The following is a 17,124-nucleotide window of genomic DNA, read 5'->3' on the forward strand; positions in this document are numbered from 1 at the left end:
GCTAGGAGTGAGAGAGTCAATGGAGACTCCGGGGTCGCAGACGTCGCTGCATCGCGCCAACCTGGAGCGGGTCGTGCGTGCGGTGCGCATGGCGGGTTCGCTCACCCAGGCCGAGATCGCACGGAGCACCGGCCTGTCAGCGGCCACCGTCTCCAACATCGTTCGTGAACTGAAGGAAGGCGGCACGGTCGAGGTGACCCCCACCTCGGCAGGCGGCCGCCGGGCCCGCAGCGTCTCGCTCAGCGGTGACGCGGGCATCGTGATCGGCGTCGACTTCGGGCACACGCACCTGCGGGTGGCGGTCGGCAACCTCGCCCACCAGGTGCTGGCCGAGGAGGCCGAACCGCTGGACGTGGACGCCTCGTCCGCGCAGGGGTTCGGGCGGGCGGAGCAGCTCGTGAAGCGGCTGATCGAGACGACCGGGATCAGCCAGGACAAGGTGATCGGGGTCGGCCTCGGTGTTCCCGGCCCGATCGACGTGGAGTCCGGCACGCTGGGCTCCACGTCGATCCTGCCGGGCTGGACGGGCATCAACCCCAGCAAGGAGCTCGCGAGCCGGCTCGGCGTGCCGGTGCACGTGGACAACGACGCCAACCTCGGGGCGCTCGGCGAGCTGGTCTGGGGGAGCGGACGCGGCGTCAAGGACCTCGCCTACATCAAGGTCGCCAGCGGCGTCGGCGCCGGCCTGGTGATCGACGGGCGGATCTACCGCGGGCCGGGCGGCACGGCCGGGGAGATCGGGCACATCACGCTCGACGAGTCGGGGCCGGTGTGCCGTTGCGGGAACCGGGGGTGCCTGGAGACCTTCGCGGCGGCCCGGTACGTCCTGCCGCTGCTCATGCCCAGCCACGGCCCCGATCTCACCATGGAGCGGGTGGTCCAGCTGGCCCGCGGGGGCGACCCGGGCTGCCGCCGGGTGATCGGGGACGTCGGGCGGCACATCGGCAGCGGGGTGGCCAACCTCTGCAATCTGCTCAACCCCAGCCGGGTGGTCCTCGGGGGCTCGCTCGCCGAGGCGGGTGAGCTGGTCCTCGCGCCGATCCGCGACTCGGTCTCCCGATACGCCATCCCCAGCGCGGCCCGTCAACTGTCGGTGCTGCCGGGTGCGTTGGGCGGCCGGGCCGAGGTGCTGGGGGCGCTGGCCCTGGTGCTCAGCGAGATGGGGGATTCACCCCTTTTGGAGGGCACCCTGCCGACGGGCACTCCTGCCTTCACTTAGATAACGAATGGCACCGTTGTCATCTCGTTAAGGATTTACTCCTTGACGCTGACGTTGCGGCCGAGTTGACTGCCAGCCACCTCGGCCGCAACGTTGCGGCCTCGTCAGGGAGGCAACCCGTAATGAACGCAACGACGCGACGCCTGGTCATGGGAACGGCCGCGATCTCGATGGCCCTCTCCCTCGCCGCCTGCGGCAAGGCGGGCGACGACAAGGACTCCGGCAGCGGTGGCGACGGCAAGACCATCGGTCTGCTCCTGCCGGAGAACAAGACCACGCGTTACGAGACGTTCGACCGTCCGATCATCGAGGACAAGATCAAGTCGCTGTGCGGCGACTGCGAGGTCAAGTACAACAACGCCGCGCAGGACACCGAGACCCAGAAGAAGCAGTTCGACGCGCTCGTCACCCAGGGTGTGAAGGTCATCATCCTGGACACCGTCGACTACAAGGCCGCCAAGTCCTGGGTCCAGCAGGCCGCGAAGAAGGACGTCAAGGTCGTCGCGTACGACCGGCTCGCCGAGGGCCCGATCTCCGCCTACGTGTCGTACGACAACGAGAAGATCGGCCAGCTCCAGGGCGAGGCGCTGGTCAAGGCGCTGGGCGCCAAGGCCGCGGACAGCAATGTCGTCATGATCAACGGTTCGCCGACCGACCCGAACGCGCCCTTCTTCAAGAAGGGCGCGCACAGCGTCCTCGACAAGCAGGTCAAGAAGGTCGTCTACGAGCAGGACATCCCGGACTGGTCGCCGGACGAGGCCAACAAGAAGATGGGCGCGGCCATCGACTCCCTGGGCAAGGACGGCTTCCAGGGTGTCTACTCCGCCAACGACGGCATGGCCGGCGGCATCATCACCGCCCTGAAGAAGCAGGACGTGAAGGTTCCGGTCGGCGGCCAGGACTCCGAACTCGCCGGTCTGCAGCGGATCATCGCGGGCGAGCAGGCCTTCTCGATCTACAAGCAGATCAAGCCGGAGGCCGAGACCACCGCCGAGATCGCCGTCCGGCTGCTCAAGGGAGAGAAGATCGACGACCTGGCCCCGGTCAAGGTCGACAGCCTCTCGGGCGAGTTCAAGGGCATCCCCTCGAAGCTGTACGACGCCTCGGTCGTCACCAAGGAGAACATCGCCTCCACGATCGTCGCGGACAAGGTGTACAAGGTCGAGGAGATCTGCACCGCCCAGTACAAGGCGGCCTGCGACGCGGCCGGCATCAAGTAACGCCCGCCGGCAAGCGTCCCCCGGTCCGGTCCGGCGCCCGCCCCGTCACATGCCCCGCAGCAGGGGCGGGCGCCGGACTTCCCACCGGTTCCGGTCACCCGCGTGCGGCCGTCCCCCGGGACGCGCCACGGGCCCGGCCGGGCGGAACCTCCCACCGGGTCCGGCCCTCGGCGCGCGGTCGTCCCCCGGCGACGACGTTCCGAGGCGGACCCGTCCGGAGACCTCCCGGCCCGGTGCCCGGAGACCCCCGGCCGCCCCCGCGCGGTCCGGTGACCGGCACCGCCCCCTTGAGCTCAGCAGCACCATCCCCGCCGGTCAGGCGGCGAAGGAGATGATTCACGTGTCCGCTACGCCCGTGCTGGCGTTGCGCGGAGTCTCCAAGCGGTTCGGCGCCGTCCAGGCGCTCACCGATGTGGACCTGGAGATTCGTTCCGGCGAAGTGGTCGCCCTGGTCGGCGACAACGGCGCCGGCAAGTCGACCCTCGTCAAGACCATTTCGGGCGTCCACCCGATCGACGAAGGCGCCATCGAGTGGGAGGGCAGGACGGTCCGGATCAACCGGCCCAACGACGCCCAGGAGCTCGGAGTCGCCACCGTCTACCAGGACTTGGCCCTCTGCGACAACCTCGACGTGGTCGCCAACCTCTTCCTCGGCAGCGAACTGCGCAGGGCCTCGGTCCTCGACGAGATCGCGATGGAGAAGCGCGCCAAGGAACTGCTGGACACCCTGTCCATCCGGATCCCCAGCGTCCGTATCCCGGTCGCCTCGCTCTCCGGCGGTCAGCGCCAGGTCGTGGCCATCGCCCGCGCCCTGATCGGTGACCCCGAGGTCGTCATCCTCGACGAGCCGACCGCCGCCCTCGGCGTCGAGCAGACCGCCCAGGTCCTCGACCTCGTCGAGCGACTGCGCGAGCGCGGTCACGGCGTCATCCTCATCAGCCACAACATGGCCGACGTGCGCGCGGTCGCCGACAAGGTGGCGGTGCTGCGGCTGGGCCGCAACAACGGAGTCTTCGACGTGGCGACCACGTCCCACGAGGAGATCATCTCCGCGATCACCGGCGCGACGGACAACGCCGTCACGCGCCGCCAGGCCCGCACCGCCTCGAAGGAGGACGCGAAGTGAGCGACCTCGCCAAGACCCCCGAGACCTCTGCCGAGACCCCCGGGACCCCCGCCGAGACCCCCGGGACCTCCCGGGTCTCCATCGAGAAGACCACCGAGCCGTCGGCGGCCCCCGTCCCCGCGGTGGACCCGCGCCTGCTGGTCCGCGAGGAGGGGCTCAAGGGCTACTGGTCCGAGTTCACCCGCAAGGTGCGCGGCGGCGAGCTCGGCTCACTGCCGGTCTTCGTCGGACTGATCGTCATCGCGATCGTCTTCCAGCTCCAGAACAGCAACTTCCTCTCCGCCAGCTCCGTCGCCAACATCGCCGTCTACAGCTCCGGCCTCGGCATCATGGCGGTCGGCATCGTCTTCGTGCTGCTGCTCGGCGAGATCGACCTGTCCGTCGGCTCGGTGGCCGGCGTCGGCGCGGCCGTCTGGGCCGTGCTCAACGTCAACCACGGCTGGAACGACTGGCCGGCGGTCCTCGTCGCGGTGCTCTCCGGCACGGCGCTCGGCGCGCTGCACGGCTTCTTTTTCGCCAAGATCGGTGTGCCGGCCTTCGTCGTCACCCTGGCCGGGTTCCTCGGCTGGAGCGGCCTGCAGGAATGGATGATGGGCGGTGAGGGCTCGATCAACACCCCGAGCGGCAGCATCGTCGAGAACCTCACCAACTACTTCTTCGAGGACAAGGCCGCCGGATACGGCCTCGCCCTGGTCGCCGTCCTGGCGTACGCGGCCTCGCTCCTGGTGGACAGCCGGCGCCGCCGGACCGCGGGCCTGCCCGCCCGTCCGACCAGCGAGATCGCGCTCCGCACGGGCGTCGTCGCGATCCTGTGCTTCGCCGTCGCGTACGTGCTGAACGAGCCCTCGGGCGCCCGCGGCCTGCCGCTGGCCCTGGTGCTCTTCCTCGCCGTGCTGGTCGTCGCGGACTTCGTGGCCCGCCGGACCGCCTTCGGGCGCCAGGTCTTCGCGGTGGGCGGCAACCCGGAGGCGGCCCGCCGCGCGGGCATCAGCGTCGACCGCATCCGGATCACCGTCTTCGCGCTCTCCGGCATGCTGGGCGCCTTCGGCGGCCTCTTCATCGCGAGCCTGTCCGGCGGCGCCACCAAGAGCGTCGGCGGCGGCAACACACTGATGCTGGTCATCGCGGCGGCCGTCATCGGCGGCACCAGCCTCTTCGGCGGCCGGGGCAAGGTCTGGTCCGCGCTGCTCGGCATGATCGTGATCCAGTCGATCCAGCAGGGCCTGAACATGATCGGCATGGCCAACGCCATCCAGTACATGATCACGGGCGCCGTCCTGCTGGCCGCCGTGGTCATCGACTCGGTCTCGCGCCGCACCCAGAAGACGGCGGGCCGCGCGTAGCGTCACGGAAGGGCGGGCCGCACGGCGGCCCGCCGGCCCGGCCCGGTGCCCGGCGCCCCCATACGGGCGCCGGGCACCGCCGTGTCCCCGCCCCGGCGGCGCAAAACGCGGCCGGCCGGACCGGGACGTGACCGGCCGGACACGGTCATGTGCACGAGGCGCGACCGTATGTACGGAATACGTCCCGAACGCACCGCCCGATGACCCCGCACGCGACCGGAACATTAGACTCATCGGATCGGCATGCTCGACCAGCTCAAAACGCAAGGAGGCACGGGTGGCCCTGCTGACCCGCATCGGTGGACCGCGTGACCTGGACCGGCTCACACCCGAGCAGCTGGACCAGCTCGCCGAGGAGATCCGGACCTTCCTCGTCGACGCCGTGTCGAAGACCGGTGGCCACCTCGGCCCCAACCTGGGCGTGGTCGAGCTGACCATCGCCCTGCACCGGGTCTTCGACTCCCCGAAGGACAAGGTGCTGTTCGACACCGGCCACCAGAGCTACGTGCACAAGCTCCTCACCGGCCGGCAGGACTTCTCGAAGCTCAAGAGCAAGGGCGGCCTCTCCGGCTACCCCTCCCGCGCGGAGTCCGAGCACGACGTCATCGAGAACTCGCACGCCTCCACGGTGCTCGGCTGGGCCGACGGCCTCGCCAAGGCCAACGAGGTGCTGGGCAAGGACGACCACGTCGTCGCGGTCATCGGTGACGGAGCTCTCACCGGCGGCATGGCCTGGGAGGCGCTGAACAACATCGCCGCCGCCAAGGACCGCCCGCTCGTCATCGTCGTCAACGACAACGAGCGCTCCTACGCGCCGACCATCGGCGGCCTCGCCAACCACCTCGCCACGCTGCGCACCACCGACGGCTACGAGCGCTTCCTGGCCCGCGGCAAGGACATCCTGGAGCGCACCCCCGTCGTCGGCCGGCCGCTGTACGAGACGCTGCACGGCGCCAAGAAGGGGCTGAAGGACTTCATCGCCCCGCAGGGCATGTTCGAGGACCTCGGTCTGAAGTACGTCGGACCGATCGACGGCCACGACATCGAGGCCCTGGAGTCGGCGCTCCAGCGCGCCAAGCGCTTCGGCGGCCCCGTCATCGTGCACTGCATCACGGAGAAGGGCCGCGGCTACACCCCGGCCCTCCAGGACGAGGCGGACCGCTTCCACGCCGTCGGCAAGATCCACCCGGACACCGGACTGCCCATCGCCTCCTCCGGCCTGGACTGGACCTCGGTCTTCGGCGAGGAGATGGTCAAGCTCGGCAAGGAGCGCGAGGACATCGTCGCGATCACCGCGGCCATGCTCCAGCCGGTCGGTCTGACCAAGTTCGAGAAGGAGTTCCCGGACCGGATCTACGACGTCGGCATCGCCGAGCAGCACGGCGCGGTCTCCGCGGCCGGGCTCGCCACCGGCGGACTGCACCCCGTCTTCGCGGTGTACGCCACCTTCCTCAACCGCGCCTTCGACCAGGTCCTGATGGACGTCGCGCTGCACAAGTGCGGTGTGACCTTCGTCCTGGACCGGGCCGGGATCACCGGTACCGACGGCGCCTCGCACAACGGCATGTGGGACATGTCGATCCTGCAGTGCGTGCCCACGCTGCGGATCGCCGCCCCGCGCGACGCCGACCAGGTCCGCGCCCAGCTGCGCGAGGCCGTCGAGGTCGACGACGCCCCGACCGTGGTCCGCTTCTCCAAGGGAGCGGTCGGCCCGGCGGTCAAGGCCGTCGGGAAGGCCGGCGGCATGGACGTGCTGCGCGAGCCCGGCACCGACCGGCCGGACGTCCTGCTGGTCTCGGTCGGCGCGCTGGCCCCGATGTGCCTGGAGATCGCGGACCTGCTGGAGGCCCAGGGCATCTCGACGACCGTGGTCGACCCGCGCTGGGTCAAGCCGGTCGACGAGGCGATGGCGCCGCTCGCCGAGCGGCACCGGGTCGTCGTCACCGTCGAGGACAACAGCAGGGCCGGCGGTGTCGGCTCGGCCGTCTCCCAGGCGCTGCGCGACGCCGGGGTCGACGTACCGCTGCGCGACTTCGGCATCCCGCCGCGCTTCCTCGACCACGCCTCCCGCAAGGAGGTCCTGGCCGAGATCGGGCTGACCGCGCCGGACATCGCCCGCCAGGTCACCGGCCTGGTCGCCAAGCTGGACGGCCGCTTCGGGGACGCCGACCCCCGCTCCGTGATCGAGCCCGCCCGCGACTGACACCCCGCGACCGGCCGTTCGCACCGCTACGACGAATGGGCCGGGCGGACCACTCCGCACGAGTGGTCCGCCCGGCCCATTCGCGTGAAATCGCCCGCCGCCGAACCCTTCGGGGCCGGGGCGGTCCCGAACATGGCGTACACGACGAGCGCGTGGAGGTACGCCGGTGACGGCCCAGCAGGACACACCACCCAGCAGAGACGGACTGTTCCGGACCAAGACGGTCGAGCAGTCCATCCGCGACACCGAGGAGCCGGAGCACGCGCTCAGGAAGTCCCTCTCCGCCCTGGACCTCACGGTCTTCGGAGTGGGCGTCATCATCGGCACCGGCATCTTCGTGCTCACCGGCAAGGTGGCCAAGGAGACGGCCGGCCCCGCCACCGCCCTCGCCTTCGTGGTCGCGGGCGTCGTCTGCGCCCTGGCGGCGCTCTGCTACGCCGAGTTCGCCTCCACCGTGCCGGTCGCCGGCTCCGCGTACACGTTCTCCTACGCCTCCCTCGGCGAGCTGGTCGCCTGGATCATCGGCTGGGACCTGGTGCTGGAGTTCGCGCTGGGCACGGCTGTGGTGGCGGTCGGCTGGTCCGGCTACGTGCGATCGCTGATGGACAACTTCGGCTGGCACATGCCCGAGGCGCTCTCGGGAACGGACGTGGCGGAAGGTTTCGGCTTCGACATCCTGGCCTTCGCCCTGGTGCTCGTCCTGACCGTGGTGCTGGTGCTCGGCATGAAGCTCTCGGCCCGGGTCACGAGCGTCGTGGTCGCCATCAAGATCGTGGTGGTCCTGATCGTGATCGTCGCGGGGCTGTTCTTCGTGAAGGCCGCCAACTACTCGCCCTTCATCCCCGAGGCGGAGCCGCAGGAATCGGGCACCGGACTGACCGCGCCGCTGGTCCAGCTGATGTTCGGTTACGCGCCCACCAACTTCGGCGTCATGGGCATCTTCACCGCCGCCTCCATCGTCTTCTTCGCCTTCATCGGCTTCGACGTGGTGGCCACCGCCGCCGAGGAGACGAAGATCCCGCAGCGGGACATGCCGCGCGGCATCCTCGCCTCGCTCTTCATCTGCACCGTGCTCTACGTCGCCGTGTCCCTGGTGGTCACCGGCATGGAGCACTACACCGAACTGTCGGTCGAGGCGCCGCTGGCCGACGCCTTCAAGGCCGTCGGCCATCCCGTCTACGCCGGACTCATCAGCTTCGGCGCCGCGATCGGCCTCACCACGGTCTGCCTGATCCTGCTGCTGGGACAGACCCGGGTGTTCTTCGCGATGAGCCGCGACGGGCTGCTCCCGCGGTTCTTCTCCAAGACGCACCCCAAGTTCGGCACCCCGTACCGCCCGACCGTCCTGCTCGGCGTGATCATCGCGGTCGTCGCCGGTTTCACCAGCATCAACGAGCTGGCGACGCTGGTGAACATCGGCACGCTCTTCGCGTTCGTCGTCGTCGCGCTGGGCGTCCTGGTGCTGCGCCGCACCCGCCCCGATCTGCACCGCGCCTTCCGCACCCCGTGGGTGCCGCTGGTCCCGCTGCTGTCCGTGGCCGCCTCGGTGTGGCTGATGCTCAATCTGCCGGCGGAGACCTGGCTGCGGTTCGCGGTCTGGATGGCCCTCGGCGTGATCGTCTACTTCGCGTACGGGCGCGGGCACAGCCGCCTCAACGACCCGGCCGATCGCTGAGGCGGGCCGTCAGGGCGTACCGGCGGGCGGGGCCGGCCGCACCGTACGGGGGCCCACGCACCTCGCCCCGTGCTCCTCGGCCCGCCGCCTCAGCTCCCGGTCGGCGGTGACCACCACGCAGACGCGGTCCGCCGCCGCCCCGGCGAGTTCGGCGATCCGGTCGTCGCCGCTGTCCGGCGCCGGGTCCACCCGCACGCCGGGCACCGACGCGACGCCGCGGGCCCGGCCCTCGACGACCAGCACCAGCTCGACGGGGCCGGGATGTCCCGGCAGCCCCGCCGAGGCCAGCGGGACCAGGGCGTCCCGGAGCCGCTCGGTGGCGGCGCGACGGTCCCGCCACCACCCGTCGGGCACGGAGCCGACCACGTTGGCCGCGTCCACGATCACCAGGGTCCGTTCGCTCGGCATGCCGGAAGGGTGTCACGGGGCCGCGCCCCGCGTCGCGTCAGCCGCCGGTCGCGGGGGACTTCTTGGCGGACTCGGGGATCACGCCGTCCTTGCGGATGGCCTTCCAGAGCCGGTCGGCCTGGGGCCGGGCCGCCACCACCCGGTTGGGGTCCTGCTTGTCGTACGCCACCGGAAGCATGATCGTCTCCATGGTCTCCGGGTCCACGCCGTTCATCGACCGGCCGAACTCGGCGAGGGACTTCAGCGAGGCGAGCCCCGAGTCGGTGGTCAGCGACCGGGTGGCCGAACTGGCGATCTTGTACGACTTGGCCGGGCTGCCCAGCAGGTCCTGCGACTTCACCTCGCTCAGCAGCGCGAGCAGGAACTGCTGCTGGAGCCCGATCCGGCCGAGGTCGCTGCCGTCGCCTATGCCGTGCCGGGTGCGTACGTACGCCAGGGACTGGGTGCCGTCGAGCTTGTGCCGGCCCGCCGTGAGGTCGAGGCCGGACGACTTGTCGTGGATGTCCTTCGGGACGTCGACCGTGACGCCGCCGATGGCGTCCACCAGGTCCTTGAACCCGGCGAAGTTGATCTCCAGGTAGTGGTCGATGCGGACGTCGGACATCTTCTCGACGGTCTTGACCACGCAGGCCGGTCCGACCTGGGAGTAGACGGAGTTGAACATCACACGGTCCGCCGAGGGCACCGAGGTGCCGTCGGCCCTGGTGCACTCGGGCCGGGTGACCAGGGTGTCGCGCGGGATGGAGACCGCGACGGCCTTCGTCCGGCCCTCGGGTATGTGCACCACCAGCGCGGTGTCCGAGCGGGCGCCGCTGACGGCGCCGCCCCCGCCCAGCTCCCTGTTCTCCGCGCCGGCCCGTGAGTCGGAACCCAGGACCAGCAGGTTCTGACCGCTGGTGGGCAGCTTCTCGGGGCGGTCCTCGCCGAGGGCCTTGTCGATGTCGACGCCCTTGATGTTCCCGTCCAGGCGGCTGTACAGCCAGTAGAGGGTGCCGCCGGCGGCGAGCAGCAGGACGAGCACCGAGACGAGTGCGATCCGCAGGCCGCGGCGGCGCTTGCGGGGGCCGCCCCTCCGCTTCCGGCCGCCGTCCTGGGAGGCCGAGGGGCCCGGTGCCGTGGCGTCGTGGCTCATCGTGGTCGAGTCCTCAAATCTCAGTGCCCGGAGTGGACGGTGAAGTGCGTGGGACTCGGGTGGGGGGTGTGGCCGGTCCGTGTGTGCATGACTGACCGTGCACTATAGAACAGAGGATCGTGTGAATGGGTGTTTTGGTCCCCGGAATCATGATGTGTGCACCTCGAACTACTATTCGCCCATGACTTGGTTGATCACGGGCGGAGCGGGTTTCATCGGGGCGCACGTCGTCCGCGCCATGCGGGCGGCCGGCGAGCGGGTCGCGGTGTACGACGACCTCTCCACCGGTGACCCCTCGCGCGTGCCCCGGGACGTGCCGTTCGTCCGGGGGTCGACGCTCGACGCGGACCTGCTGCGGCGCACCCTGTCCGACCTGTCGGTGCGCGGGGTGGTCCATCTCGCGGCGAAGAAGCAGGTGGGGGAGTCCGTCGAGCGCCCGCTGCACTACTACCGGGAGAACGTGCAGGGCCTGCAGACGCTGCTGGAGGCGGCGGCCGGGGGAGAGGTGCGGGCGTTCCTCTTCTCGTCCTCGGCGGCCGTCTACGGCATGCCGGACGTGCGGCTGGTGACGGAGGACACCCCGTGCGCCCCGATCAACCCCTACGGCGAGACGAAGCTGGCCGGCGAGTGGATGGTGCGCGCCGCCGGGAAGGCGCACGGCATCGCCACGGCCTCGCTGCGGTACTTCAACGTCGCCGGCGCCGCCGCCCCGGAGCTCGCCGACACCGGTGTGTCCAACCTGGTGCCCATGGTCTTCGAGCGGCTGACGCGGGGGGAGGCCCCGGTGGTCTTCGGCGACGACTACGACACCGACGACGGCACCTGCGTCCGCGACTTCATCCACGTCGACGACATCGCCTCGGCGCACCTCGCCGCGGCCCGCACGCTGCTCGACCGCGGACCGGGCACGGACCTGACCCTCAACATCGGCCGGGGCGAGGGCGTCTCGGTGCGCCGGATGATCGAGCTGATCGGCGACGTGACGGGGTACGGGGCCGCCGCCGCGCCGGTGAGCGCCCCGCGCCGGGCGGGCGACCCGGCCAGGGTCGTCGCCTCGGCGGACCGGATCCGCTCCGAGCTGGACTGGTCCGCCCGGCACGACGCCCGCGCGATGGTCGTCTCGGCGTGGGAGGGATGGTGCCTGAGAAACCCCGGAGCACGTCGCTGAGCCGGGTGCCGCCGGTCCGCGGGGCGGACCGGCGCTGAGCATATGATGTGTCGGCCCCGTGCGGGCGGGATGAAGAACCGGTGAAACGGAGAGGGTGTTGCGGGTCATGCGGAGAAGAGGACCGGACTCCGCGAGCAGCGCCCGCCCTTCCGCCCCGTCGCCCGAGCGGCATCGGACCTCCGGAACGCCGCGCGGCCGCTGGATGACGCTCGGCAGGGACGGCAGGCTCACGCTCTACACCCGCACCGACGGCGGCCTGCTGCGCTGGACGCAGCGCGGCGCGGGCGGGGACCGGTGGGACGGGCCGGAGTTCATTCCGGTCGCGGACCTGACGGACCTGGCCGTCGTCCAGGGGGCCGACTCGTACGTGCACTTCCTCGGGCGGCGCGAGCGCCATGGTTCCGACGGGCCGCGGGTGGACATCGTGCACGCCGTCCAGTACCAGACCGGTCGTCCCGTCACCGCGTGGCGCTCCCTCGGCAACTTCTACCGCGACCGGGAGACGGGCCTGAGGATCGGTGCGCCGGCCGGGGCCGTCGACGCGCAGGGGACCGTCTTCGTCTTCGTGCGCAACGCGGGCAACGGACTGCAGCTGCGCCGCGAGGGCAAGGGGGGCAAGTGGGAGGCCTGGCGGGACCTCGAAGGGGCCGGGCTCGCCGCCGAAGTCGTGGCGTCGGCGACCTCGGGCGGGCTCGTGGAGGTCTTCGCGCCCAGTGACCGCGGGGTGCAGCAGTGGCGCCAGGAGCGTCCGGACGGTCCGCTGCGGAGCCTGCCGCCCCTCCAGTTCCACGCGTCGGCGGGTTCCGTGACGGCGCTGGAGACGGCGCCGGACCGCCTCACCCACTACTGGGTCGACGCGAACACGGCGGGGGTGGTCGCCCACCGCGCGGGCACCTGGCCCGTGCCGGTGGGCGGAGAGCCGGGGGACGGCGCAGTCGTGGCGCTGCGCGCCCCGCTGGACGGCTACGACTGCACGGTCCTCGCGCAGCGCGGGGCGGGCGGCACCCTGCTGATCGGGGTCTGCGGCACCGAGGGGGAGCAGCAGGGCGTCTGGTGGTCGGACACCGCCGAGCAGTGCGTCGGTGACCCCGCCCTGGCCCTCGACGGGCACGGCCGCGTCGTCGTCGCGGTCTGCGGGCGGGACGGGGGCGTGTCCGTCGTCCGCCAGGAGGAGGGCCCCGGGCTCACGCTCCCGCCGCACTGGAACCGGCTGTGACCCGATGAGCCGGCGCCCCGGACGGCCTCCGGGGCGCGGGGCGGGGCAACGCCGGTGCGCCACCGACGCGTTACCGGTGCGTCACCTCGATTCCATGTGATGTTCTCGTGAAGTTGTAAAAGGTTGTACGACCGGTTGGTGGGATTCCTCACGACCATATGTCGGATATGTCCGTCTTTTTGGTTGGACGTTGATCAGTTTTTTATGTGAAAGTTCTGTGACTTGCTCGTCGGTGAGCAGGGTGGACCCCCGGCGGGGCGGTCCGCATGGCGAATGACAGGTTTCGGTCTCATACCGTTCGACGTCCGGGCACGAAGTGGTGTCCGGACGGGATAGGCGCTGGACCGCAGTGGCGTGGGTGGTGGATGCCTCGTGGGCGGTTCAGACAATCCGGAGGCGGGATCGCTGGTCTCGGCCTACCGGTCCGTGGTGCCGGTGGGCGCGCGCAGGGGCATCGTCCGCAAGGTGCCGCTGCCGCTGCGTTCCGCCGTCAAGTCCTCGCTCACCTCCGTCGAGGCCGTGCGGTCGGCGACGGTCGTCTGGGCGATGGGCGGCCGACGCAGGACGCCCCGGCACAGTGCCGCCTCCACGCACCGGGTGGTCCGGGTCAAGGGCCGGCACATGCACGCCCTGCTCGTGGACGGCGCCACGGCGTGGGCGGCCCGCGCCCGCAACCTGCACATCCTCGTCTCCGCGCTGGAGGCCGGGGGCATCGAGTACTTCTGCGTCCGCGGCGCCACGAAGGACGTCCCCACGGTCGCGGTGCCCGCCCCGCTGCGCGAGGCGGCGGAGGAGATGCTCCAGATCGCCTTCGAGCAGACCCCGGGCTACGTGGGCACGGACACCGCGTCGGAGGCCGACATGCGACCGGGCGAGGACGGCAGGTCCTGGCGCCAGCTGCGCAGGCACGACGTCCTCCGGCTCGCCTGGTACGTCACCGACCCCACGCAGAGCCTCGTCTTCGGCGCCGACCAGGGCTGCGACCTGGAGTTCTGGACGGAACGGGACGGACGGTACGAGGCCCCCCGCCCCAACCGCGTGGTCGACCAGGTCCCCGCGGACACACCGCGGCCGACCGCCCCGCAGGCCCTGTTCGCCCTCGTGCCCGGCGCCTACGCCACCGGCGCCACCCGAACCCTGCCGGAGTTCACCCAGCCACTGCCGGACGACCACCTCTTCCCCATCGACGTCGTCTACACCTGGGTCGACGACTCGGACCCGGTATGGGCCGCGGAACGGGACGCCGCCCGCTCCGGACGCACCGGCGCGCCCGCCCCGGGCCTGCACGCCCAGGCCGCCAACGACGCCCGGTTCACCAGCCGCGACGAACTGCGCTACTCGCTGCGCTCCCTGCACCAGTACGCGCCCTGGGTGCGCAACGTCTACCTGGTCACCGCCGGGCAGGTGCCCGCCTGGCTCGACACCGACGTACCGGGCCTGCGGGTCGTCGACCACCGCGAGATCTTCTCCGACCCCACCGCCCTGCCGACCTTCAACTCGCACGCCATCGAGAGCCAGCTGCACCGGGTGGACGGGTTGTCCGAGCACTTCCTGTACCTCAACGACGACGTGTTCCTCGGCCGCCCGCTCACCCCCGGACACTTCTTCCACGCCAACGGGCTGAGCAAGTTCTTCCAGTCCAAGGCGCTCGTGCCGGCCGGCTCCCCGATCCACGACGACCTGCCGGTGAACGCCGCGGGCAAGAACAGCAGGGCCCTGATCGAGCGCTCCTTCGGCACCCGGATCGCGCAGAAGATGAAGCACACCCCGCACGCACTGCGCCGCAGCGTCCTCGCCGACATCGAGTCGGTGTACGACCGGGAGCACCGCCGCACCCAGCACTCGCGCTTCCGCTCGCCCGACGACGTGCCGATCACCTCGTCCCTGCACCACTACTACGGCTTCCACACCGGCCGCGCGACCGTCGGCAGCCTGCGCTACGTCTACGTGGACCTCGCCGCCGACCAGGCCCAGCACCGCCTGAACTCGCTGCTCGCCCGCCGCGACTTCGACACGTTCTGCCTCAACGACACGGTCGTGCACCCCGACCCCGAGGCGCAGGACCGCATGGTCCGGTCGTTCCTCGGGAGCTACTTCCCCGTCCCCAGCCGGTACGAGCTGCCCGACGGGATCACCGGCCCCACCCGGCTCAACGATCGCCACGTCCTGCCCCCGGGCCCGGACGAGATTCCCACCCACCACGGTCCCGCCGRCGGAGCCCCCCGATGAAACGCCGACGACCTCTGCGCGCCCTGCGCCGCAGGACGCGCCGTCAGACCAACCGCGTCCGATCCGTCCTGCTGCGCCGGGTCTTCCTGCCCCGGCGCAAGGGCCGGGCGGCCGTACTCCGCTACGCCGCCGTGCTCGACGGGCAGACCGTCAACCTGCACGCCCGGATGCCGCGCTGGGTCCGGCCGGACGAGGACGCCCGGATCGAACTGAGGCGCAGGGGCCGCCGGCTCGCCACGGCCGCCAGGGTCTACACCGATCACGACGGAGGCGTCGCGATGGACGCCGCGATCCTGCTCGGGCAGGGCGTGAACGGCCTGCCCCTGACCCCCGGCCGCTGGAAGATCCGGCTGCGCCTGTCGCAAGGGCTGCGCCGCCGCGCGCTGCCCCTGCTCCTCGTGGACCTCCCCGCGCCGTACGGCGGCCCGACCCGGCCCATGGAGGCGTCCGCGGCGACCGGGGCCCGGTACCGGCTGGGCCGCGGTGTCACCGGCAACGCCCGGGTGACGTTCAGCCCGGCCCAGCCCTCGGTGGAGGTCGTACGGGTGCACGTGACCCACAGCCAGGCCGAGGTCGCCTTCCGCGTGGTCGCGGGGGACGAACCCGAGGCCCCCCGGGTCGAGTTCGTCGCCTCCGGGCGCCGCCTGGCGGTCGAGGCCGCCCGGCTGGACGAGGGGCTGTGGCAGGTGTCCGCGCCACTGCACCTCATGGCGCCGCGCCGCGACCGCGCCGAGCAGTGGGACCTGGTCCTGTGCTCGGACAACCTGCGCGACATGCGCCTGGGACGGCGCCTGCACGACGTCCGCAACCCCGGCCGGGTCTTCGCCGTCCGGCAGACCACCGTGACGCCGGTCGGCGGATCCCCCATGCTCGTACTGCCCCGCTACACGCCCGCGGGTAACTTCCGCATCCAGTGCAGCCCGATGACGGAAGTCGCGTAACCGCACACCATGAAGATCACTTTCCTCCTGCTCACCGCGGACGCCGTCGGGGGCACCGAACGAGCGGTGTTCAACCAGGCCGCCGAACTCGTGGGCAACCACGACGTCCGCGTGCTGAGCATCCTCAAGACCCAGCCGCAGCTGTTCTTCCCGATCGACGAGCGCATCCGCGTCGACTACCTGATCGACCGGACCGGAGCCGCTCCCGTACCGATCCGCCGCACCGGCCTGGCCGCCGAGGCATGGTCCCAGGTGGCCGACCGGCCGAGCGCCCTGGTGGACCCCTCCTGGGAAGCGGCCTTCAACCGGCTGACCGACCTGGAACTGGAGTACGCGCTCCAGCACACCGACACGGACCTGCTGATCACCACCACGCCGGCGCTCATGGCACTGGCGGTGCAGCTGGCGCCCCCGCACGTGATGACGCTCCATCAGGAGCACCGCGTCTCCGAACTGCGGGGCCCCAGCGCCGAACCGCTGCTGCGCTACGCCTCCCGCCTGGACGCGCTCGCCGTGCTCAGCAACCGCACGCGCGACTGGTTCGCCGAGACCCTCGGTCACAGCGCGCCGCGCATCGACGTCGTCCCCAACGCCCTGCCGCGCGGATTCCGGCCGCGCTCCACCCTGGAGACCCGCACCGTCGTCATCGCGGGTCGCCTGGTCGGTGAGAAGCAGATCGACCACGCCATCACCATCTGGGACACCGTGGTCCGCCGGCACCCCACGTGGACGCTGCGCGTCTTCGGCGACGGACCGCTCTCCGGCGCCCTGCGACGGCAGATCGACGTGCTCGGCCTGCACGACAGCGTCCAGCTCAACGGCAACTCCCCCCACCTGGCCGAGGAGTGGGCCAAGGCCAGCATCGCCCTCATGACGTCCCGCAACGAGGCATTCCCCCTGGTCCTGACCGAGGCCCAGGCCGCCGGCGTGCCCGTGGTCTCCTACGACTGCCCCAACGGCCCGCGCGAGGTCGTCCTGGACGGGCGGACCGGCATCCTCGTACCGGCGAACGACACCGACGCCGCCGCCCGGGCGCTCATCCGGCTCATCGAGGACGCCCCGCTGCGCCACGACATGGGCCGCGCGGCCGCCGAATCGGTCTCCCGGCTCGCCCCGCCCGTGGTGACCGCGATGTGGGAGAACGTCTTCGCCGAACTGGAGAAGGAGCGGGCGTCGGGGGAGCGCGAGGCCCGCAAGGCGGAGCGGCAGGCCCTGCACTCCCTCATGAGCGGCCAGGAGGGAAT

Annotated in this window: 12 protein-coding genes and 1 pseudogene; 11 read left to right on the top strand and 2 right to left on the bottom strand. The window is 71.3% G+C overall.

The window, feature by feature from the left end; translation table 11 throughout:
* Nucleotides 1-19 precede the first annotated feature (19 nt).
* The 6 genes from EAO76_RS34345 (at nt 20) to EAO76_RS34370 (ending at nt 8,786) form a co-directional block, all read left to right on the top strand.
* The gene (locus tag EAO76_RS34345; RefSeq protein ID WP_148839989.1) at nt 20-1,219 is read left to right on the top strand and encodes an ROK family transcriptional regulator; all 1,200 of its coding nucleotides are present in this window, start codon (nt 20-22) and stop codon (nt 1,217-1,219) included.
* A gap of 122 nt (nt 1,220-1,341) precedes the next feature.
* On the top strand, nt 1,342-2,439 hold the full coding sequence (locus EAO76_RS34350) for a substrate-binding domain-containing protein (RefSeq protein ID WP_262375938.1): 1,098 nt from the start codon (nt 1,342-1,344) through the stop codon (nt 2,437-2,439).
* 331 nt (nt 2,440-2,770) lie between these two features.
* Entirely contained in the window at nt 2,771-3,565 is a 795-nt protein-coding gene (locus EAO76_RS34355) for an ATP-binding cassette domain-containing protein (protein WP_148839990.1), read from the top strand.
* A complete protein-coding gene (locus EAO76_RS34360; protein WP_148839991.1) occupies nt 3,562-4,908 on the top strand; it encodes a sugar ABC transporter permease in 1,347 nt (448 codons plus the stop codon). Before EAO76_RS34355 ends, EAO76_RS34360 begins: the two co-directional genes overlap by 4 nt.
* Before the next feature lie 277 nt (nt 4,909-5,185).
* Nucleotides 5,186-7,111 (top strand): 1-deoxy-D-xylulose-5-phosphate synthase, encoded by a 1,926-nt coding sequence (gene dxs, locus EAO76_RS34365; protein WP_148839992.1) that lies wholly within the window; start codon nt 5,186-5,188, stop codon nt 7,109-7,111.
* A 166-nt stretch (nt 7,112-7,277) separates the two neighbouring features.
* Entirely contained in the window at nt 7,278-8,786 is a 1,509-nt protein-coding gene (locus EAO76_RS34370; protein WP_148839993.1) for an amino acid permease, read from the top strand.
* 9 nt (nt 8,787-8,795) lie between these two features.
* Here the strand turns inward: EAO76_RS34370 and EAO76_RS34375 are convergent, their stop codons facing one another.
* Nucleotides 8,796-9,194 (bottom strand): NTP pyrophosphohydrolase, encoded by a 399-nt coding sequence (locus EAO76_RS34375; protein WP_148839994.1) that lies wholly within the window; start codon nt 9,192-9,194, stop codon nt 8,796-8,798.
* Between the two features lie 37 nt (nt 9,195-9,231).
* The gene (locus EAO76_RS34380) at nt 9,232-10,326 is read right to left on the bottom strand and encodes an LCP family protein (protein WP_148839995.1); all 1,095 of its coding nucleotides are present in this window, start codon (nt 10,324-10,326) and stop codon (nt 9,232-9,234) included.
* A gap of 181 nt (nt 10,327-10,507) precedes the next feature.
* Here EAO76_RS34380 and galE point away from each other — a divergent pair, with 181 nt between their 5' ends.
* From galE to EAO76_RS34405, 5 genes and pseudogenes are all read left to right on the top strand, one after another.
* Complete coding sequence (gene galE / locus EAO76_RS34385; protein ID WP_148839996.1) at nt 10,508-11,494, top strand: UDP-glucose 4-epimerase GalE; 987 nt, start codon at nt 10,508-10,510, stop codon at nt 11,492-11,494.
* Between the two features lie 202 nt (nt 11,495-11,696).
* The gene (locus tag EAO76_RS34390) at nt 11,697-12,710 is read left to right on the top strand and encodes a hypothetical protein (RefSeq protein ID WP_148839997.1); all 1,014 of its coding nucleotides are present in this window, start codon (nt 11,697-11,699) and stop codon (nt 12,708-12,710) included.
* A 372-nt stretch (nt 12,711-13,082) separates the two neighbouring features.
* A complete protein-coding gene (locus EAO76_RS34395; RefSeq protein ID WP_262375939.1) occupies nt 13,083-14,939 on the top strand; it encodes a stealth family protein in 1,857 nt (618 codons plus the stop codon).
* Complete coding sequence (locus EAO76_RS34400; protein WP_148839998.1) at nt 14,936-15,880, top strand: hypothetical protein; 945 nt, start codon at nt 14,936-14,938, stop codon at nt 15,878-15,880. Before EAO76_RS34395 ends, EAO76_RS34400 begins: the two co-directional genes overlap by 4 nt.
* Nucleotides 15,881-15,946: 66 nt before the next feature.
* Nucleotides 15,947-17,124 (top strand): annotated as a pseudogene (locus tag EAO76_RS34405) (glycosyltransferase); the annotation flags it as partial.

Origin of the sequence: Streptomyces sp. sk2.1, assembly GCF_008120935.1 — a bacterium.
GTDB lineage: Bacteria > Actinomycetota > Actinomycetes > Streptomycetales > Streptomycetaceae > Streptomyces.